Below are 20,737 nucleotides of genomic sequence, written 5' to 3'. Positions count from 1 at the left end.
CCCCGCGGGGAACGGACTTGACAGGGGAACGAGTACCGTAACACTTTCCGGTGATTTGCCGGAGCGGAGGAGGAATACCAATGACTAATCGTCGCCTGTTCACATCCGAGTCGGTCACTGAAGGCCACCCGGATAAAATCTGCGACCAGATATCAGATGCGATCCTGGATGCCATCATCAAGGATGATCCGAATGCCCGCGTGGCATGCGAAACGACCGTTACGACCGGCCTTGTGCTCGTCGCCGGCGAAATCACAACTACCACTTATGTGGATATTCCGAAGGTCGTCCGTGATACGATCAAGGAAATCGGCTATACCCGTGCAAAGTATGGTTTTGACAGCGAGACCACAGCCGTCCTTACGGCGATCGATGAACAGTCCCCGGACATTGCCGCGGGAGTCAATGAAGCCCTGGAATCCCGTGAAGGGACGATGACCGATGATGAGCTGGAAGCGATCGGAGCGGGGGACCAGGGGCTGATGTTCGGCTTTGCCTGTGATGAAACGCCGGAACTGATGCCGTTGCCGATCAGCCTGGCCCACCGGCTGGCGCGCCGCCTGACTGAAGTGCGCAAGAAAGAGATCCTGCCGTACCTCCGGCCGGATGGCAAGACCCAGGTAACTGTGGAATATGATGAGAATAACCGTCCTGCGCGTGTGGACACGATTGTCATTTCAACACAGCACCATCCTGAAATCACACTTGAACAGATCCAGAAGGAAATCCGCGAGCAAGTGATCGACGCGGTTGTTCCGGCGGAGCTGATCGATGACAAGACGAAGTTCTTCATCAACCCGACAGGACGATTTGTGATCGGGGGGCCGCAAGGGGATGCAGGCCTCACTGGCCGTAAGATCATCGTCGACACATACGGCGGTTACGCGCGTCACGGAGGCGGTGCCTTTTCGGGCAAAGATCCGACGAAAGTAGACCGTTCTGCAGCATATGCGGCCCGCTATGTGGCGAAGAACATCGTCGCAGCGGGACTTGCTTCCAAATGCGAAGTCCAGCTCGCTTATGCAATCGGAGTTGCACAGCCGGTCTCGATCGCCATCGACACATTCGGCACTGGGAAGGCAGAAGAATCCGCACTTGTTGAATGGGTGCGGGAGTTGTTCGACCTGCGCCCTGCTGGCATCAATAAGATGCTGGACCTGCGCCGCCCGATTTATCAGCAGACAGCAGCATACGGCCATTTCGGCCGCACCGATGTCGACCTCCCTTGGGAGCGTACAGACCGGGCTGACCAGCTAAAGGCCAAAGCGGCACAGTAATCAGGATCAATAAAGAAGGGAATCCGCGTTAGATTGCGGATTCCCTTCTTTACATATTGCCTGTGATTCACTTCTGCAGGCTCTTGTAATACTGGCCTTTCTCGGCATACTCCCGTACGATGCGTTCCATGTCAAGGATATCCTCATCATTCAGCTCACGGACCACTTTGGCCGGAGAGCCGAACGCCAGGGTACGCGGCGGGATTTTCTTGCCCTGCGGGACGAGCGAACCGGCGCCGACAAAGGCACCTTCGCCGATTTCGGCACCATCAAGGATGATCGATCCCATCCCGATAAGTGCGTTTTTCCTGATGGTGCAACTGTGCAGGATGACATTGTGCCCGACAGTCACCTCATCTTCGATCAGAAGCGGAAAAGAGGGACTCTGGTGAAGCATGCACAGATCCTGGATATTCACTTTCCGGCCGATCCTTGTAGCGTTTACATCACCGCGGATCACTGTATTAAACCAGACAGACGAGTCCTGTCCGATCTCAACATCTCCGGTCACCGTCACATGGTCTGCAAGGAAAACGGACGGATCAATTTTCGGCTCCACGCCGTTGAACGGGTAAATCATCGAAAAAACCTCTCTTCCATCGAAACTTGTAGTATCATAATCGTACTATATATCCCGTTTCCGGTGTTTGGGAAGCGGGAAAAAGATTGGCACGTCATGGAACCGGAAAGGGGGCACCGACATGTGGAAATGGGAAGCAGACGGGCAGGCGACGGCCACAGTGGTTCTGCTGCACAATGCATACGAACATCACGGACGGCATGCCTGGCTGATTGAACGCTTCAGGACCGCCGGCATGCATGTCATAGCCGGAGATCTGCCGGGCCACGGAAAAAGTGGCACGGAAGTCCATGATGAGGGGTTCCACGAATATCGGAGGTATGCAAAGGAACTGATCCGCACGGGTATGGCGGAGAACCTTCCGCTTTTCGTTCTCGGTCACGGTCTCGGCGGAGTGCTGGCAGCGGATATGGCGAGAAATGACAGTCTGGCCTGTGCCGGGCTGATCCTCACTTCTCCTTGGTTCCGGCTGAAACATCTTCCTCCTCGGATGAAAGGACCGCTTTCGGGGCTCGGGAAAATCGCGGGCGGCATCAAGTTCAACCACCAGATCGGTGAGGAACTGCTGACCCGGAATCCGGATCCGGTGATGGCCGATTCGGAAAATCTCTATCATCCGGTTGCAACTGCCGCATGGTTCCGTGAGTTGAACGCCTACGTTAAGGAAATCAGTGAATTTGTTCCGAAGCCGGGATCGCCTCCTGTCCTCCTTCATGCAGCCGGAGGGGATGAACTGGCAGACCTTGAAGCGATGCACGCCTGGGTGACGATGAAGGGCCGGGATGAGTTTCAATATAAGGAATGGAAAAATGCCGGCCATGATATTTTCCGTGAGCAGGAGCAGGAAGAGGTTTTCCTTTATACAGAAGCCTTCATCAGGGGGGTACTCCGCTCGCTCGGGTATATTGCCTGACTGTATGAGGGGGTAGGGGCATGAAAGACGCGATGATGCGGCTGGCGGTGAAGGGGATCGTGTCCGTCATGATTCTGATTATGGGTAACACGGCCACGGGAACTCTTGGGCCGAAGGACGAAACGCTCACCAGGCAGGTATTCATGGTCGCAAACGAGGAAGGAAGCGGGAGCGGATTCCTGATAGGGGAGTCTGGACTTGTCCTGACCAACCAGCATGTCGTCGGAACGCATGCCGATCAGGAACTTACAACACTTGGCGGGGAGTTTTTCACGGGCGAGGTGCTGGAGGTGAACCGGCTGCTCGACCTGGCTTTGGTTCAGATCCATGATTACCCAGGCGGAGAACCGCTGAAGCTGTCAGGACAGCGCGCCGAGCGGATGGAACCGGTTCTGTCTGTGAGCTGGACGGAAGAGCACCCATTTGTCATCAGGGAAGGCGTCATCCAGCAGCTCCATGCAACTGCCGGATTCGACGGGAATGATGCGGTATTCAACGAATTTATGATTGCAAATACCGATCTGGATCCCGGAATGAGCGGCAGTCCAGTTATCCGGCCGGAAACCGGTGAAGTGATCGGTATCAATGTCGGCGTCCATCCATGGAGCACGTTGTCACTGAGTGTCCCGGTCCTCGCCGTCGAGCGCGTAATCACCGGCTGGATTAATGAACACGGCAAGGAGAAATGAGCGCTTTGCATGGAAAGTCTTCCGGTTGGGAGAAGAACCTTGCGGGTATAGTAAGGGCAGACCCAATCAACTTCAAAGGAGTGACTCCCATGACTGAACACAACAGCCGAACTCCCGAGCAGATGGCCAAGTCCTCAGCAGAATCGATGAACAAAAGCCGGGAACAGCAGGAATTCATCTCCAGGAAATCCAGCGGCACGACGACCGGGCAGCCCGGCAGCGCCTACTCCGACAAAGCACGGAAGACGGACCAGGTGGCCGCTACGGAATATTCGGATGGGGACGGCGGATTCGATCCCCGTGACAAACTTGAAACAGGTGAATGAAAGAAGGGCCGCAGCATTGCGCGGCCCTTCTTATTTTGATTAGAATGAATGGATGCGAACAATGGAAGGAATGGATGCAATGGACTTTTTCGAGCGCAAGCATATGGAGACGGGTGTATTGCTGAATGACGTGCAGAAGCAGGTCGTCCTGAAGACGGACGGCCCGCTCCTTGTACTGGCATGCCCGGGCTCGGGAAAGACGACAACGATGATCATGCGGATCGGATATATGATTGCGGAAAAGGGGATCGCCCCGGCGCGCATCAAGCCGATCACTTTCAGCAAGGCTGCAGCGGACGATATGCGCGGCCGTTTCACAAAACTTTTTCCGGGGCTTCAGCCGCCGGCTTTTTCGACGATCCACAGTCTGGCGCTGGATATCGTCCGGCGCCATCTCGAGCATATGGGGATCGAGTGGGCACTGATCGAAGGAAAGACAGATCAGGTTCCCCCGAAACCGGTTCTTCTGAAGCGCAGTTTCCGCGAGGTTACAGGAGAAGACCCGACTGAAGACGAACTGAAGTCAATCGGGACTTTCGCGAGCTACGTGAAGAACCGCCTCATCCCCCAGTCGGAGTGGCCGGTGATCAAAGGGCCTGTCGAGAGGGCCGGGGAAATTCTCCAGAAATATGAGTCGCATAAACGGAGCCGCCGGAGGCTTCAGCTCCTGGATTTCGATGACATGCTGACGATTGCGGAGGAAGCGCTCCGGACGGATCCTGACCTTTGCAAGAGGATGCAGGACCGGTTCGACTATGTGATCACCGATGAGAGCCAGGATACATCTCTCGCCCAGCACCGGATCGTCGAACATCTGGTCCGGCGCCATGGAAATCTCTGTGCTGTGGCGGATGATGACCAGTCCATTTATACATGGCGGGGGGCGGACCCGGAATACCTGCTGGATTTCCGGAGCCACTACCCGCAGGCCGAAATCCTCATGATGGAGACGAATTACCGCTCATCCGAGGAAATCACGGAGACTGCCGCCGGATTCATCAAGCGGAATAAAGAGCGCTATGAAAAGGGCATGAAACCGGTGAACGGCAGTGCGGGCCCTGTCTCGCTAAAGAGATTCCATGACCGGGACGAGCAGGTCAGGTATGTGATCTACGAACTGCTGGCGATGGAAAACCCGGAAGAGGCGGCAGTCCTATTCCGCAACAACTCGTCATCAACGGCTTTTGTGTCCGAGCTGCACCGCCGGGGCATCCCGTTTTATATGAAGGATGCCGATGATCGGTTTTTCGATCACTGGGTCGTGGAGGACATCCTGAATTTCATGAGACTGGCTTACCTGCCGGAGAGGAAGGACCTGTTTGCACGTGTCGCCCTGAAGATGGATCTGTACATCAGCCGCGCCGCAGTGGAGGCCTTTGTCAGGAACGGTCCGGAAGGGAATGTTTTTGAGGCGTTCGCCCGGTCGGGAACACCACTTTCCGATGACCAGAAGCGCAAGCTGGCCTCCGCCGGGACGATCTATGAAGGCCTGAAAGAACGGCGTCCTGCGGATATCATCCGGACCATCCGGACGGATCTTGGCTACGAGGCTTCTCTGAAAAGCCGTTCGGAAAAGTTCGGCTACCGCATTGACACCCTGACCGGCATGCTGGACACGCTCGCCGTGATCGCGGCGCCTCTTCGGACGATGACCGCTTTCGCGGAAAAACTGGCGGAACTGAAAGAGGCGGTCTCTGAGGCCAAGCGGAAACCCCGTGAAGGTGCTGTCACGCTGTCCACTCTTCACAGCGCGAAAGGCCTCGAGTTCAAACAGGTGTTTATGGTCGATCTGAATGAGGGCACGATTCCCGCGGCGGAAGATGTGAAGGATCCGGACATGATGGAAGAGGCACGGAGACTGTTTTATGTCGGCATGACCCGTGCCAAAGAGCGGCTGGAACTTATCAATTACTCGACTGACAGCGGAAAGGACCTCACGGAATCGCGTTTCATAAGCGAAGTCAGGGGTCTTCAGGCCATCGGCCGTCCAGTGGGGCAAAGGCCGGAGCCGGGAAGACAGCCGAAGCGGAGGCGGTCTGCGGCAGACCATAATCCTGATGCCATCTCAGACCGCGGGGCCTTTGTCCCCGGGCTGAGGGTCCGGCACAAAGTGTTCGGAAATGGGCAGGTGGAGGAAATCAGGGGAGACAGGATCCTTGTCAAATTTGCAAAACAGGAAAAAGAACTGGACATTGGCATGTGCATCAGCAGGGGGCTGCTTGAGGAAAGGGGTTAAATCTCATGAAGGAATGGATAGCGGTCGGACTGGCTGGAATGGCGGGTGCGGTTTCCAGGACAGCCGTCTCGCAGCTAATCGGGCATACAGAAAACTTCCCCTATGCGACATTGTTCGTGAACCTGGCTGGTTCATTCATCCTCTGCGCTCTCATTGCGGCGGCTCCGCTGCGACAGCCATGGAAAACCGCAGTACATACAGGGTTTCTTGGTTCGTTCACGACGTTTTCGGCGCTTAGTGCGGAACTTTCATCGATGCTGTTGAGCGGCCAGTGGGGCGTTGCATTCCTTTATACTGTTCTGTCGGTTGGAGGCGGACTGCTTTCCGGACTGGCCGGACTGAGGTTCGGATCACGGAGCGTGAAGTCATGACAGCCCTCGGTTGGCTGTGTGTAGCCGCAGGGGGGATGCTCGGTGCTGTGATCCGCTACTGGATCACTTCAAAGCTGAACCGCAAAGGAGGCTTCCCTGCCGGTACCTTCGCCGTCAATATGACCGGCGCTTTTCTGGCCGGCATATTCTCCGGCCTGGCCGCAGGCAGTCCGGCACACGCATTTATCGTCTATGGCATTTTGGGTGCACTGACCACTTTCTCCACATGGAATTCTGAAATCCTGATTTTGTGGCGGGATGGGCGGCGTGCAGCTGCCGTCTTTTATGCGTTGTCGACACTCGTCCTGGGCATTGTCTTTTATATGGTTTCGTTTATATATGTAAGTTCCTGAATTGGCAAAATCCATCCAGTTTAGCGGTTTTCTCCAAGGGAAAGAGTGAAGCACAGCACTCTTCAGAAGGAGGATCACGATGGATAAAAGGCAACAGGGTAAACGTACGAGCAAGGATCTTCAACTGGATCAGTTCAGGACAAGCGACCGGAACAAGAAACTCACGACCAACCAGGGCCTAAAGATGGCGGAAGATGAACACTCCCTGACAGTGGGTGAACGCGGTCCTACGCTTATGGAAGACTTCCATTTCCGTGAGAAGATGACCCACTTCGACCATGAACGGATTCCGGAACGGGTAGTACATGCGAGAGGGTTCGCTGCGCACGGGGAGTTTGAGGCCTACCAGTCGATGGAAAAATACACGAAAGCGGACTTTCTGTCCGAAAAGGGCAAGAAAACCCCGGTGTTCGTACGGTTTTCGACCGTTGTCGGCCAGAAGGGATCCACGGATATACCGCGTGACGTCCGCGGGTTTGCGACGAAGTTTTATACCGAAGAAGGAAACTATGATCTGGTAAGCAACAATATGCCGATCTTCTTTATCCAGGATGGCATCAAGTTCCCGGATCTCGTGCACTCGATCAAGCCGGAACCGCATAATGAGATTCCCCAGGCAACCGGGGCCCATGATACATTCTGGGATTTCGTTGTCAACAACCAGGAGACGGCCAACCAGGTCATGTGGCTGATGAGCCCGAGGGCACTGCCGAGAAGTTTCCGGATGATGGAAGGTTTCAGTATCAACACGTTCCGCTTCGTCAATGCGGAAGGCAAATCCCGATTTGTCCGATTCAAATGGATGCCAGTACTCGGCCTCCACTCTTTTGAATGGGATGAAGCTCAGAAGATTTCGGGGAATGATCCCGACTATAACCGCCGTGATCTTTGGATGAATATCGAGATGGGCAATTATCCCGAGTTTGAGCTCGGTGTCCAGGTGATTGAGGAAAAGGATGAGTTCAAGTTCGACTTCGACATCCTTGATGCCACGAAATTCTGGCCGGAAGAGGAGATTCCGGTCAAAGTCATCGGGAAAATGACATTGAACCGGAATGTGGACAATTACTTCTCGGAAACTGAGCAGGTCGCGTTCCATCCTGGACATGTCGTACCGGGGATCGATTTCTCCAATGACCCGCTCCTGCAGGGTCGGCTCTTCTCCTACACGGATACCCAGCTGATCCGTCTGGGCGGCCCGAACTTCCATGAGATTCCGATCAACCGACCGGTTTGCCCGTTCCACAACAATCAGCGGGATGGCTATCACCGGCAGACCATCAATGTCGGCAAAGTGGCATACAATAAGAATTCACTGGCGGACGGCACGCCTGCACCGGCATCCGAGGAGGAAGGCGGCTATGTCCACTATCAGGAGAAAGTGGAAGGCCGCAAAGTGCGTGCACGAAGCGAATCGTTCAAAGACTTCTTCTCCCAGGCCCGGATGTTCTGGAATAGCCTGGCCGACTTTGAGAAGAACCACATCATCGAAGCTTTCAGCTTTGAAGTCGGGAAAGTCCAGAACCAGGATATCCGCCAGCAGGTGATTGAAATGTTCGCCAAAGTCGACAAGGATCTGATGACCCAGGTAGCCAAAAAGATCGGGGCGACCCCTCCGACGGAAAGCCATGTTAAAAACAACAAGAAATCCCCTGCGGTCAGCATGGCGAACACCGTCAGGAAACCTCAGACACGCAGAGCGGGCATCATCGTCGGGGAAGGCTTTGACGGAAGCAGTCTCGGGGACATTCTGGACAAGCTGAAGGAAGCAGGCATTACAGCTGATTTCATCAGTGAGCGGCAAGGTACCATCAAAGGCCAGAACGGTTATAAAGCCGAGGCGAACCACACCTTCACGACGACCCATGCGGTGCTGTATGACGGCATCATCATCGCCGGCGGGTCAGGTGAGAACCAGTCGAAGTTCAAGATGGATGCTTCGGAGTTCATCAACGATACTTTCAAACACTACAAGACAATCGGCGTGACCGAAAGCGGCAACGATCTCTTTGCCCAATCGATGGCGAAAGAAGGTCCGGGCATCGTCATGGCCGGGGGCCGGGGCGACTTTGCAAATTCGCTTGTTGACGCTTTTGCCCAATACAAACATTACGACAGGAAATTCTGAAACGGCAATTGAGAAAACGCGGCGCTCACCGGAGTGCCGCGTTGCTCGTTGTCGGAGGTGGAGCCACCCGGTACAATAAAGGCCGGAAGGAGAGTTATACGATGGCAAAGAGAAAAAAGACAACCATGTGGAAAAGTCCCGCGGGCGCCGTTGCAGTCATTCTTCTGATTGCCATTATTTATATTCTTGCCGAGCAGCCGGAAAATGACAGTCCCGGCAGTTCAACGGAGACAGGCGAACAGGTTCCTGCAGATGCCCCCGCAAAGGAGCTGATCCCCGTTGAACTTGTCCGCACAATAGACGGGGACACAATCAAAATCAGGTACGGAGGCAAAGAGCAGAATGTCAGATACCTGCTTATCGATACACCTGAGACGAACCACCCCCAGCTCGGAAAGCAGCCGTTCGGCGAACAGGCCAAGGAAAGGAACAGAGAACTTCTCGCCGACGGAGAAGTCGCCATCGAGTTTGATATCGGACAGCGCACCGACAAGTACGGGCGCCTACTTGCATACGTCTATGTAAACGGGGAAAGCGTTCAGGAAAACCTGCTTGAAGAGGGGCTTGCCCGGGTCGGATACGTCTATCCGCCGAGCACCCGTCATCTCGAACGTTTTGAACTGGCGGAAAAACGGGCAAAGGATAAGGGATTCGGGATCTGGTCGATTGAAGACTACGCGACCGAAAGCGGCTTTGATGCAGAAAAAGCGGAACAGTCAGGCGAAATCAGTGAAACCATTAACCGAAAAGGGACAGAAGGACCGTTCGCCAATTGCACGGAGCTGCGAGCTGTCCATCCGAAGGGCGTGAAAAAAGGACATCATGCCTACTCGGAACGGCTGGACGGGGACCGGGACGGAATGGCCTGTGAAGCGTCATAGGAGGAGGGACGGAAATGGAATTCGAGGATGTCTGGAAAGGCACTGTGGAGTCGGACGTCGATAAAAGCAGGTTTAAATATCATCAGGCGGTGACCGGGACGGATTCCGCGGATAAAGCGGATATTGCCATTATCGGCTTTTGTTGTGATGAAGGCGTGCGCAGAAACAACGGACGCCCGGGTGCCTTCAAGGCGCCGGATGCAATCCGGCAGGCACTGGCCCCGATGCCCTGGCATGGGGAAGATACGGTACTGTGCGATTATGGCAATGTATCGTGCCTGGACACCCAACTGGAAGAGGCTCAGGACGAACTCGCAGAAAAGGTGGCCGCCGCCTATGGACGCGGTTCAAAGGCGATCATCCTCGGGGGCGGACATGAGACCTTGTACGGGCATTATCTCGGACTGAGACTGCATCTGGGGCCGGAAGCAGGCATCGGCATCATTAATATCGATGCACATTTCGACCTTCGGCCGCATGACGGTGAATCTTCATCCGGCACTATGTTTCGTCAGATTCTGGAAGAAGATCAGAATACGGGATATTTCGTCCTCGGAATTCAGCGTTTCGGCAATTCACGTTCGCTCTTTGAAGCGGCAGGCGAATTTGATGTGGAATACATGCCGGAAGAAAAGGTTCGTCAATCGGATTCCGCTCAGTTGTCCAAGAGGATTCAGTCCTTTATCGGCCGCTATGATGCGGTCATCGTGACCCTCTGCATGGATGTGCTGGACATGGCAGCGGCGCCAGGGGTCAGTGCGCCTTCACCGTTCGGCCTCGATCCGCTGTCGGTCAGGACCATCATCCGTGCCGCCTGCAGCCATCCGGCTGTCCGGTCGTTTGACATATCGGAAGTGAATCCGGATGTCGATGAAGGCGGACGCACAGTACGGCTGGGAGCGGCGCTGACCAATGAGGCGATTCTGTCTCTGGTCGGAAAAAGTTCATAAATAAACGGTCCGGAAGCCTCATCGCTTTCCGGACCGTTTTATTTATGTTCTCGAGTTTCCGAGGCCGAACCGTTCACTGTAGTCTGTCGCTTCCCGGAGTGCGCGCTCTTCCGCCGGAATGCGGACTGATAGCATCCATGCATTCAGGACCATGAAAACCGCTGCTGTCAGATAGGCCTGGAAGATAAGCGGCAGAACAAGCAGTTCGGTCGTGACAATCACGTAGTTCGGGTGTTTCAGCCATTTATACGGCCCCCGCCTCACGACATTGGCCCCCGGAAGGATGATGATTTTCGTATTCCAGTACTCGCCGAGGGATGCGAGGCACCAGACCCGCAATACCTGCATGGTTAGGAACACCGCGAGCAGAACCGGCCAAATAGGAGAGAGGGGCCGGTCCGTGAGAAGCACCTCTGCCATAAGAGAAATGAAAAAGGCCGTATGCATCGCAACCATATACGGGTAGTGGGAGGCACCGGCTTCAAAAGCCCCGCGTGCTCTCAGTTTTTGTTCATTGCGCTTCGCTACGCGGAGTTCCACAAGGCGTTGGATGATGACAAGTCCGATCAGAATCCAGAACAGCATGTTCATTCCTCCTTACTGCCATTCCAGGAGAAGCAGTTCCCCCGAGAATCCCGGTCCGAGTGCCGCCATCAGTCCCATTTCACCGGTTTCCGGGCGGGCTCTCATGAATTGCTCCAGTACGAACAGCACCGTCGGGGAAGACATATTTCCATATTTTCTGAGCACATGTCTGGAGATGTCGGTCATGCCGGGCTCAAATCCGAGTGCCTCCTCATAAGCCAGCAGCACTTTCTTGCCCCCTGGATGTGCCACGAAATGCCTGATATCCGACTGTGTGAGTCCCTGATTCCCGAGAAATTCATGTACAAATGGACCGAGCCATTCCGTGATGACAGAAGGAATGCTTTTTGAAAAGATGACGTGAAGACCCGTATCGTCCACATCCCAGCCCATGACGTCTTCAGAGTCCGGCATCAGTTTTGAGAGCGTGGAGCGGATCACTGGTACGGTCCCTGAAGAGCGGAGCGCCACTTCGTCTCCGGCAACGACCGCACAGGCGACTCCGTCTGCGAAAAGGGAGGCGCCGACAAGGTTGCTTTTCGTATAATCCTCCGCTTGGAATGTCAGGCTGCACAGCTCCACGCAGAGGATCAGCACACGGTGGTCCGGATGGGCGAGACAGTAATCGAATGCACGGCTCATGCCCGAGGCGCCTCCGGCACATCCCAGTCCCCAGATAGGAATCCGTTTGACGTCATCCCTGAAGGGAAGGAGATTCATGATCCTTGCTTCGATGCTGGGTGTCGAGATGCCGCTGCTTGATATGTAGAAGATCGCATCGATCTCTTCGTATCCGATGTCCTCCCCAAGCATGCCGGAGTTTTGCAGGCAGCCTGTGATGGCCTCGGAGCCCAGGCGTACAGCATGTTCGATATACAGGTTATTGCGATCTCCGAACGGATGATTCTCTCCGTACCATTCAAGAGGCATGGCAATGTAACGGGTGTCGATGTCGCCGTTGTCAAAGACCCTGAGCAGCCGCTCCGTATCTCTGAACTTTCCGCTGAAAAGCTGCTTTGTCAGCCCGGCAGCATCTTTCTGGCTGATTTCGTGGTCCGGGGTTAGCGTATAGATCGATTCAATGGCAGGCATTCTGTTTCCTCCTCGGTTTATCTTTTACCTTTATACCCTTGTCCTTCCAGGATATGCGGCCGGGAGGCTACCTATCAGTCCAATAGTTCCGGTTTACTGAATTCCTTTTTCTTCTCGAATGTGACGAGGAAAGGCGGATGCCCTTTCTGGTTGATCAGCTCATAGCGTGCCACGTCGACATCGGATTCCCGGAGACGGGAGGCATACGCGATGAGAGCATCCCTTTCCAGGTCACCGCCTTCATGACCGTCATAAACGCAAACCGTGATCAGCCCGCCTTTTTTCAGTAGGCCAAGAAGTGCATGCACGGCCCTGACGGTCGTATCCGGCTTGGTCACGACAGTACGATCGCCCGTGTTCGGTAGGAAGCCGAGGTTGAACATCGCACCGCCGACAACTCCTTCCGTATAATCCGCCACGCGGTCATGGCTGTCCAGGATCAGTTCAGCGCGTTCCGCCAGCTTTCCGAGGCGTGTTCTTGTTGCATTTAGCGCGGCCTGCTGGATGTCGAATGCCAGGACACGTCCCTCCGGACCGGTGAGTTCCGCCAGAAACAGGGTGTCATGCCCGTTGCCCGCAGTCGCATCCACGACTGTCTCTCCTGGCCGGACGGTCCGCTCCATCAATTTTCTTGCCTGCGCGAGTGCACGGCCGAGTTCCATGATGATCACTCCTTTAAAAACCTATGTTTTCTCTATCCTATCATCCTGTCCGGCGGCGCTCCATTGAACAATGGATTGTCAATGTTCCAACATCAGGCATCCGTATTGAAATACATCTGCAACGGGCATACAATCATTGAGTTGAAAATGAAAAACAGGGGGTGGGGACATGCCAAGAAGCGTCTGGCTCCTCGTCATTGGAATGTTTGTCAATACCGTCGGGAACTCATTTATCTGGCCGCTCAATACCATCTATCTTCACGACCATCTCGGGAAGTCACTGTCTGTCGCGGGGCTTGTCCTCATGGCCAACTCCGCTGCGGGAATCGTAGGAAATATGCTCGGCGGCTTTCTTTTTGACCGGATCGGCGGATACCGGTCAGTCCTGGCCGGTATCCTGATCTCGCTTGTGGCACTTGTCGGGCTCGTGTTTTATCATGACTGGCCCCATTATGTCTGGCTTCTGGCGTTGCTCGGTTTCGGAGGCGGCATCGTGTTTCCAAGCATGTATGCCATGGTCGGAACTGCCTGGCCTGAAGGCGGACGGAAAGCCTTTAATTCAATCTACCTTGCAAATAATGCAGGAGTCGCCATCGGACCGGCTCTGGCCGGACTGGTTGCTTCCTATAACATTGAATACATTTTCGTCGCCAACACCGTGATGTATGTTCTTTTCCTTCTGATCGCGGCTGTTGCCTACAGAGGCTTTAAGATCGATCCTGCGACACACACATCGGTCATCAAAGAAAAACGGACGATCCGCGAAAAAGCGCCGCTCTACTCTCTGACGATCATGCTGTCCGGGTTCTTCCTGACATGGCTGGTATATTCACAGTGGACAACCACGCTGTCGACTCATGCCATCGATATTGGTATCTCGCTGGGTGAGTACAGCCTGCTTTGGACGATCAACGGGGCACTCATCGTTCTTGGGCAGCCGCTGATCCGCCCGATCATCAAACGCTTCGAGGACCGGCTCAAGGTCCAGATGCTGATCGGCATCATCATTTTTACTGCTTCGTTTGTTGTCGTCGGCTTTGCAGAGTCGTTTGCGATGTTCGTGACGTCCATGGTCATCCTGACATTCGGTGAGATGTTTGTCTGGCCGGTCATCCCGACCATTGCCAACTCACTGGCGCCGCCGGGAAGGGAAGGCTTCTACCAAGGCATCGTCAACAGTGTCTCGACTGGCGGCCGCATGGTCGGTCCGGTGATCGGCGGGGTCCTGGTCGACCTTTACGGCACCCATATTATGCTGATCATCCTGACCGCCATCCTCAGCTTCTCGATCCTGACAAGCCTTTTCTATGATGTCCCCCTTAAAAGGGAGGCGGCAAGGCAGTCGGTTGCCCACCGCCCTTAATATAGGATTCTGACCGGCAGCATTCCGCTGCCGGTTTATTTATATCCTGGGCTTCCGGGGTTCGGCCTGAATTGTTCCGATTGCATTGCAACATTTGCAGTGTTCTGATTAAATGAAGTTAGAAACGCTTTCATTTAAGAGGACCGGAGGGGGATTTTATGAAACAGATCTATGACCAGGCGGCTGAAGCTGTCGCGGATATCAAGGACGGCGCCACGCTGATGGTCGGCGGCTTCGGCCTTGTCGGTATTCCGGAACAGTTGATCCTTGCGCTTGCGGACAGCGGGGTCAAGGACCTGACTGTCATTTCCAATAACTGTGGAATCGATGACTGGGGACTCGGGCTGCTGCTTAATAACCGCCAGATCAAAAAGATGATCGGCTCCTATGTCGGAGAAAACAAGGAATTCGAGCGCCAGGTGCTGAGCGGTGAGCTGGAAGTCGAGCTGACGCCTCAAGGGACGCTTGCGGAAAAGATCCGTGCCGGCGGAGCGGGCATTCCTGCTTTCTTCACACCTGCGGGGGTCGGTACGCCGATCGCGGAAGGCAAAGAGACACGGACCTTCAACGGGAAAGAATACGTTCTCGAAGAAGCGCTGACAGCCGATTTCTCACTTGTCAGAGCTGCCAAAGCGGACAAACTGGGTAACCTGGTCTACAACAAGACAGCCCAGAACTTTAACCCGATGATGGCTGCAGCCGGCACAGTGACGATCGCCGAAGCGGAAGAAATCGTGGATGCCGGTGAACTGGATCCAGCAACGGTCCATACGCCAAGCATCTATGTTCAGCGTCTGATCCAGGCGGAACAGGAAAAACGCATCGAGCGGCTTACAACGCGCTGAGGGAAAGGGGAGAATGTGAATGGATAAAGCACAGATGAGGGAACGCATCGCACGGCGTGCGGAGAAGGAAATCCATGACGGGGACTATGTTAACCTCGGCATCGGGATGCCGACGCTCGTGGCTAACTATATTTCGGATGACAAGACGGTCATTCTTCAGTCGGAAAACGGTCTGCTCGGTATCGGGCCGTACCCGGAAAAGGACAAGGTTGACCCGGATCTGATCAACGCAGGAAAAGAGACCGTGACGGCAATTAGCGGAGCGGCTTATTTTGACAGTGCGGAGTCATTCGCGATGATCCGCGGAGGTCACGTGGATGTCGCCATCCTCGGCGGCATGGAGGTTTCGGAAAGCGGGGACCTGGCCAACTGGATGATCCCCGGCAAGATGATTAAAGGGATGGGCGGCGCGATGGACCTGGTTCACGGCGCCAAGAAGATCATCGTCATCATGGAGCACGCCGCCAAGGACGGTTCCGCGAAGATCAAGAAAGAATGCTCACTTCCGCTTACCGGAAAAGGGGTAGTGGACATGATCATCACCGAGCGGTGCGTGATCGGGGTGACACCGGACGGCCTCAAGCTGAAGGAAGTGTTCGAAGGCTTCACGGTTGACGACATCCTAGCCTCCACTGAAGCGGAACTCGACATCAGTGAAGTAAATCAAAAAGCATAAAAAGGAGCCGGAAAAGGAGACTTTTCCGGCTTTTGTCTGCGAAAGGGGTGGAAAACACGTGCATGACAACAAATTGCTGGAAGATATGAAGCAGGCTGTCGGCCAGTTGCTGTTCGAGAAGGAACAGGAGACGGAGCTGATGCTGACCGCACTTGTGGCAGGGGGACATGTGTTGCTTGAAGATGTGCCGGGCACCGGAAAAACCCTGCTCGCGAAGACGATGGCCGCGGTCATTGATGCTGAATTCAGCCGGATCCAGTTCACGCCGGATGTCCTTCCCGGAGATGTCACCGGCATCCGGTTCTTTAATATGAAAACACAGGAGTTCGAATACCGGGAAGGGCCCGTCATGACAAACATTCTGCTGGCCGATGAAATCAACCGGGCGACGCCCCGGACCCAGTCAAGCCTTCTCGAGGCCATGGAAGAGGGGCAGGCGACCGTCGACGGGGAAACCCACCTGCTTCCGGAACTGTTCTTCGTCATCGCGACACAGAACCCGATCGAGTCCGCACAGGGAACTTTCGACCTGCCGGAAGCTCAGATGGACCGGTTCCTCATGAGGATCCGGCCGGGCTATCCTACGAAAGAAGGGGAGCGGGCGATGATCCGTACCTATATGCACGGCAGGCCGGCAGTGCCAGAGCGGGCAGCGACAGTCGGGCAGGTACTGGAAATCCGGAAACAGGCCTTGCAGGTTGCAGTCAATGAAGCAGTGGAAAACTATCTGCTCGCAGTGGTCCGATCGACGCGGGAGCACATGGATATCGAAACAGGAGCGAGCCCAAGAGGGACGATCGCTCTCATGAGGGCAGTGCAGGCACGGGCATTTCTCAGGGGCCGGAACTATGCCGTACCGGATGACGTACGCGCGCTTGCAGTCCCTGTGCTTGCCCACCGCATCGTGCTGTCTGTAGAGGCATCGATGAGAAAGACAGCCGATGAGACCATGGAAGAACTGCTGGACAGGATCGAGGTACCGGTAGAGGCATCGCCGCAATGATGACCGGTACATTCTTGACTGCAAGATTGGAACAAGCGGTTCCCGGGTTGGAATCCGGTGCCCGGCCTTCCGGGGGGAGAACCGGATGAAAAATGATTTTCATCTGGAAATGATTACGAAAAAGGGCAGTCTAGCCTATGGCTCGATTTCCTTGGTCATCGGGTTGCTCGCCGTTCTCGGCAAAAACGCATCGCTCGGAGTCCTTGCCATTCTGATGCTGGTTTTGTATGGGCTTAATGTGGTGTATATGCAGAAGGCGGCAAGAAACATCCGGCTCAGTAACGGGCCAGAATTCGTCCGGCTGTTTCCCGGTGAGGAAGGTGAACTTACATTTGATTTTATCAATGTGGGAAAACTGCCTGTCTGGAACGCCGGCTGGGAAGTTTCTTTCCTTGATCATGACGGTGCCACTGAGATCCAGCCCGGTAAAATACCCGGGATCCTTTTCCCTTCTTTTTTTCTTCCCGGTAAAGGAAGTGTCAGGCATCACATCCGTTTTACTGCTAAGAAGCGTGGCCTTGCAAGAGCTTCCGTGCTCACGCTTCATATCGGTGACCTGCTTGGGGTGTTCCGGATTCGCCTGACCTATCAGGGCTATCTGCAGAAAGCGGTCATCGTTTATCCCGGGACGTCCGGGTTTAAGCTCCCTTCCCGCCTTGCCGGGCAGTTTCCCGGTGTGACTCCCGCAAACATATCGCTTTTTGAAGAACAGACCAGGCCCCGGGGCACCAGGGAGTACACCGCCGGTGACCCGTTTTCATCGATTGCTTGGAAAGAGACGGCGAGGACAGGGGGGCTGCGGACAAAGGAGTTTGACCGGGTGGTCCTCCAGAGATGGATTTTGGTCGCAGATCTCCGAGGCAGTCGGCCCGGTGCGGCGGATCATGTTCTGGCGGAAAAGGTCTTCAGCCAGATCGCCCATGCCGCCATGGCCGCCGAGAAAAGGGGGATCGAGTATGAAGTCAGGCTGAACATGCGCACTGCGGCAAGGGACGGCCATCTGCATATCCCGCCGGATCATGGCCGTGCTCAGCTGTCAGGGGTGCTGAACCGGCTTGCCAGGCTGCCCGCCAACTCTCCGGTCGGCCTGCCGGCAGGAATGTACCGGTCGATTGCCGTAAATGCCATGCGGGGCCATGTCCTGTTTCATTTCGGGCAGCAGGGTGAAGAGTTCTCAGGACTTGCCGCGCTGCTCAAGAAAAGAGGCGTTACGGTCATACAGGTTTCTGCGGACGTGAAGGAGGATGCAGGATGAAGGACCGGAAATCAGAGGCCGTCAAACTGGCAACTCTGCTGTTGGAAGTAAGTGTCATCTATGTGCTTGCGGCACCGCCATACGTGGTGAACGGAAGCCTGCCGCCGGTCCTGCCTCACTTGCTTGCCGTCATGGCCGGATATGGAGCAGCCCGTCTGGTGTCCGGCAATGCCGGCATGACGGTGTCCGCAGGACTGGCCCTTTTCATGGCCTGGGCAACAGGACTTCCGCTTGTCCATTCCGCGGTACTGGGCATATGGATCGGATGGCGCATCAAGTCACTTTCGGAGCGGGAGCCTGATGGGAAAGAGTGGCTGGCCGTCCTCATATCCATCGCATATACGTTAGGCGCATTTATGATGATTCTCCCGGGGAAAGCGGGGCATATCGTTTATACTCTGCTTGTCTTCCAGTTTGCATCCGCTGTTCTGCTGCGCAATGCAAGAGTCCTTTACCGTCAACCGTTCAGGAGGAAGGAGCAGGACAGGGCTTTTCTGCAACTGTCTGCAGGCCTGCTCGGTATGACGGCTTTGCTGGTATTTATCAAGCCGCTTATCTCCTGGGCAGGCGGGCTGGCGGGGGTGTCGCTGGGAACTGTATTGTATAGTTTCCTCATCGGGATCACCGGCCCGGTCTGGGGACCGCTGGAGCGGCTTTTCCTTAGACTATCTCAGGAAGAAGAGTTGGAAGATAAATCTGACGAGGGGGGAACCGGAGAGGAAATGCCGATTTTGGAGGCAGCGGAGGGGATCCAGTGGGGGCCTGCGGCACTATTCGCTGTCCTGCTGCTGCTGGGTGCTGCCGTACTGATCAGTATTTTCCGGAACCGGTACATGAAGGAACAGAATCAGCCAGTTTTCGGGACTGCTGAAGGATTCGCTGATTTTCCAATGACCGCAATGCAGAGATCCGGCAGAGACAGGTCGGCAGCAATCCGGAGAAACCGGGTCCGGCGGGAGGTATTCCGGCTCGAGCGCCGCATGAGGCGAGCGGGATACGGCCGGAATCCTGAAGAGTCCTTCCCGGTATGGCTCGGTCGGTTAGGCCTGGAACCGGAAAACCGCAGGCTGTTGGATCGTTTGTATGCCAGGGTCCGCTATGCGGAAGAAGAGATCGGAACGGAAGAAGCGGAATGGTTCCGCCGCACGGTCCGATCCATCCGTCCTCCGGCCAGTGAGGAGAGTTCCGGAAAGAACGGCATATAAAAGCAATGCCCCGCGATGGCGGGGCATTGCTCGTTCAAGGCAGTTCAGGGGAATCCGGAACGGTTTTCTCATCCCGGCCTGCTTTCAGTCCGGCCAGGCAGAGGAGGATGATCGTCACAATGAACATCCAGAGGGACGCTGTCCAGTTTCCGTACAGGTCATGAAAAGCGCCAAAAAGAACCGGTCCGGCCGACGCAAGCAGATAGCCGAGCGATTGCCCCATGCCGGAAAGTGCAGCGGATTCGGAGGGTGTATTTGTCCGAAGCGCAAAAAACATCATCGCCAGTCCGAACGCTGCTCCGCCTGAAATGCCCATCAGGATCATCCAAAGAGGTGTAAGCGACAGGTTTCCTGAAAGCAGCCCGCCATACCCTGCCAGATAACCGGCGGTGATGAGGATGACAAGAATCCGCTGGTCCTTCATCCGGCCGGCAATAATCGGAATCATGAAAGTGAACGGGATCTGGGAAAACTGGACCAATGAAAACATCCAACCGGCCCGTTCCGCATCCATACCCCGGTCTGTCAGAACTTCAGGGACCCAGGCCGCCGTCGTAAAGAACATGACGGACTGCAGGCCCATGAAGAGGGTGACACCCCAGGCGAGGGGGGATTTCCAAAGTGGTCTTGGCGCTGGTCCTTTTGCGGAACCTGAAGCGTCAAGGACCGGTTGTTTGATCACCTGTGGAAGCCAGATGATGGCCGCGATGACCGCAAGCAACACCCATACACCGAGGGACATCCTCCAGCCCAATGGCGTGGCAAAGGCGAACGGCGCACTGACCCCGGCTGCCAATCCTGCAGAGAGGTTCATGGATACGGTATAGATTCCGGTCATCAGTCCTACATGCAAGGGGAAGTTCATTTTGACAAGGCCCGGCAGCAGCACGTTTCCGAACGCGATGGCGACGCCAAGAAGGAATGTCCCGCCAATCAGAAGTCCCGTTCCGCCCGATGAACGCAGTACGATCCCGATAGCCAGAATGAGGAGAGCGATGAACAGGCTGCGCGCCATTCCGATCCGGTCCGCAATTTTGGGAACGGCAGGAGATACGGCGGCAAATGCCAGGAGCGGAATCGTGGTCAGGAATCCGGCCGTCGTGCCGGAAATCGAGAGATCCTCCATGATACTGGAGATGACGGGACCGACGGATGTCAGCGGGGAGCGGAGCGTGAAGGCGATAAAGACCACACCGAGAAGCAGGAGAACTGTGGCCGGCTTAAAGTCGATTTTTTTCGAGCGGAATGAAGGGGTGTTTCCGTCCAAGAAGAACGCCTCCCGACTGATTTGTGTGAATTTTAGGAAATGAGTCCAACATTCCTAATCGTAACACCGGACTTTCATAT

At 55.2% G+C, this 20,737-nt stretch carries 21 protein-coding genes; 16 read left to right on the top strand and 5 right to left on the bottom strand.

From position 1 onward, the window contains the following. Nucleotides 1-80: 80 nt before the first annotated feature. On the top strand, nucleotides 81-1,277 hold the full coding sequence (gene metK, locus BMX91_RS08345; RefSeq protein WP_092052054.1) for a methionine adenosyltransferase: 1,197 nt from the start codon (nucleotides 81-83) through the stop codon (nucleotides 1,275-1,277). 67 nt (nucleotides 1,278-1,344) lie between these two features. Here the strand turns inward: metK and BMX91_RS08340 are convergent, their stop codons facing one another. After that, entirely contained in the window at nucleotides 1,345-1,857 is a 513-nt protein-coding gene (locus BMX91_RS08340; RefSeq protein WP_092052052.1) for a gamma carbonic anhydrase, read from the bottom strand. 121 nt (nucleotides 1,858-1,978) lie between these two features. Here BMX91_RS08340 and BMX91_RS08335 point away from each other — a divergent pair, with 121 nt between their 5' ends. The 9 genes from BMX91_RS08335 (at nucleotide 1,979) to hutG (ending at nucleotide 10,704) form a co-directional block, all read left to right on the top strand. Next, a complete protein-coding gene (locus tag BMX91_RS08335) occupies nucleotides 1,979-2,770 on the top strand; it encodes an alpha/beta hydrolase (protein ID WP_092052051.1) in 792 nt (263 codons plus the stop codon). A 20-nt stretch (nucleotides 2,771-2,790) separates the two neighbouring features. Then, complete coding sequence (locus tag BMX91_RS08330; protein WP_092052049.1) at nucleotides 2,791-3,459, top strand: S1 family peptidase; 669 nt, start codon at nucleotides 2,791-2,793, stop codon at nucleotides 3,457-3,459. An 89-nt stretch (nucleotides 3,460-3,548) separates the two neighbouring features. Next, on the top strand, nucleotides 3,549-3,785 hold the full coding sequence (locus BMX91_RS08325; RefSeq protein WP_092052048.1) for a hypothetical protein: 237 nt from the start codon (nucleotides 3,549-3,551) through the stop codon (nucleotides 3,783-3,785). 61 nt (nucleotides 3,786-3,846) lie between these two features. Beyond that, nucleotides 3,847-6,021: an ATP-dependent helicase gene (locus tag BMX91_RS08320; protein ID WP_245744337.1), complete on the top strand. Its 2,175-nt coding sequence runs from the start codon at nucleotides 3,847-3,849 to the stop codon at nucleotides 6,019-6,021. Between the two features lie 5 nt (nucleotides 6,022-6,026). Then, complete coding sequence (locus BMX91_RS08315; RefSeq protein WP_092052046.1) at nucleotides 6,027-6,392, top strand: fluoride efflux transporter FluC; 366 nt, start codon at nucleotides 6,027-6,029, stop codon at nucleotides 6,390-6,392. Beyond that, on the top strand, nucleotides 6,389-6,745 hold the full coding sequence (locus tag BMX91_RS08310) for a fluoride efflux transporter FluC (RefSeq protein WP_092052043.1): 357 nt from the start codon (nucleotides 6,389-6,391) through the stop codon (nucleotides 6,743-6,745). Before BMX91_RS08315 ends, BMX91_RS08310 begins: the two co-directional genes overlap by 4 nt. Before the next feature lie 79 nt (nucleotides 6,746-6,824). Further along, nucleotides 6,825-8,873, top strand: coding sequence for a catalase (locus BMX91_RS08305; protein WP_092052040.1), 2,049 nt, complete (start codon nucleotides 6,825-6,827; stop codon nucleotides 8,871-8,873). A 101-nt stretch (nucleotides 8,874-8,974) separates the two neighbouring features. Next, a complete protein-coding gene (locus BMX91_RS15970) occupies nucleotides 8,975-9,754 on the top strand; it encodes a thermonuclease family protein (protein WP_092052037.1) in 780 nt (259 codons plus the stop codon). A gap of 14 nt (nucleotides 9,755-9,768) precedes the next feature. After that, complete coding sequence (gene hutG, locus BMX91_RS08295) at nucleotides 9,769-10,704, top strand: formimidoylglutamase (RefSeq protein ID WP_092052034.1); 936 nt, start codon at nucleotides 9,769-9,771, stop codon at nucleotides 10,702-10,704. Between the two features lie 42 nt (nucleotides 10,705-10,746). On the opposite strand, the gene BMX91_RS08290 is transcribed toward hutG, so the two are convergent. From BMX91_RS08290 to BMX91_RS08280, 3 genes are all read right to left on the bottom strand, one after another. Then, a complete protein-coding gene (locus BMX91_RS08290; protein ID WP_092052032.1) occupies nucleotides 10,747-11,289 on the bottom strand; it encodes an isoprenylcysteine carboxyl methyltransferase family protein in 543 nt (180 codons plus the stop codon). A 12-nt stretch (nucleotides 11,290-11,301) separates the two neighbouring features. Then, nucleotides 11,302-12,381, bottom strand: coding sequence for a type III polyketide synthase (locus BMX91_RS08285; protein ID WP_092052029.1), 1,080 nt, complete (start codon nucleotides 12,379-12,381; stop codon nucleotides 11,302-11,304). 74 nt (nucleotides 12,382-12,455) lie between these two features. After that, entirely contained in the window at nucleotides 12,456-13,043 is a 588-nt protein-coding gene (locus BMX91_RS08280) for a class I SAM-dependent methyltransferase (RefSeq protein ID WP_092052026.1), read from the bottom strand. Between the two features lie 169 nt (nucleotides 13,044-13,212). On the opposite strand from BMX91_RS08280, the gene BMX91_RS08275 reads away from it, so the two are divergent. The 6 genes from BMX91_RS08275 to BMX91_RS08250 all read left to right on the top strand — a co-directional run bounded on the left by BMX91_RS08275 (nucleotide 13,213) and on the right by BMX91_RS08250 (nucleotide 19,390). Next, the gene (locus BMX91_RS08275; RefSeq protein ID WP_092052023.1) at nucleotides 13,213-14,406 is read left to right on the top strand and encodes an MDR family MFS transporter; all 1,194 of its coding nucleotides are present in this window, start codon (nucleotides 13,213-13,215) and stop codon (nucleotides 14,404-14,406) included. A gap of 158 nt (nucleotides 14,407-14,564) precedes the next feature. Continuing rightward, the gene (locus BMX91_RS08270; protein ID WP_092052020.1) at nucleotides 14,565-15,251 is read left to right on the top strand and encodes a CoA transferase subunit A; all 687 of its coding nucleotides are present in this window, start codon (nucleotides 14,565-14,567) and stop codon (nucleotides 15,249-15,251) included. Nucleotides 15,252-15,270: 19 nt separating this feature from the next. Further along, complete coding sequence (locus BMX91_RS08265; RefSeq protein ID WP_092052018.1) at nucleotides 15,271-15,927, top strand: CoA transferase subunit B; 657 nt, start codon at nucleotides 15,271-15,273, stop codon at nucleotides 15,925-15,927. 58 nt (nucleotides 15,928-15,985) lie between these two features. Continuing rightward, entirely contained in the window at nucleotides 15,986-16,930 is a 945-nt protein-coding gene (locus tag BMX91_RS08260; protein WP_245744335.1) for an AAA family ATPase, read from the top strand. Nucleotides 16,931-17,015: 85 nt separating this feature from the next. After that, nucleotides 17,016-18,185, top strand: a complete 1,170-nt coding sequence (locus BMX91_RS08255; protein WP_092052015.1) for a DUF58 domain-containing protein — start codon at nucleotides 17,016-17,018, stop codon at nucleotides 18,183-18,185. Then, nucleotides 18,182-19,390: a hypothetical protein gene (locus BMX91_RS08250; RefSeq protein WP_092052012.1), complete on the top strand. Its 1,209-nt coding sequence runs from the start codon at nucleotides 18,182-18,184 to the stop codon at nucleotides 19,388-19,390. The genes BMX91_RS08255 and BMX91_RS08250 overlap by 4 nt, the downstream gene beginning before the upstream one ends. 34 nt (nucleotides 19,391-19,424) lie before the next feature. Here the strand turns inward: BMX91_RS08250 and BMX91_RS08245 are convergent, their stop codons facing one another. Continuing rightward, the gene (locus BMX91_RS08245) at nucleotides 19,425-20,657 is read right to left on the bottom strand and encodes a CynX/NimT family MFS transporter (protein ID WP_092052009.1); all 1,233 of its coding nucleotides are present in this window, start codon (nucleotides 20,655-20,657) and stop codon (nucleotides 19,425-19,427) included. Between the last annotated feature and the right edge of the window lie 80 nt (nucleotides 20,658-20,737).

Origin of the sequence: Bhargavaea ginsengi (assembly GCF_900109165.1) — a bacterium.
Lineage (GTDB): Bacteria > Bacillota > Bacilli > Bacillales_A > Planococcaceae > Bhargavaea > Bhargavaea ginsengi.
The sequence above is the reverse complement of the archived record's forward strand: the minus strand, read 5'-3'. Positions and strand labels throughout refer to the sequence as shown.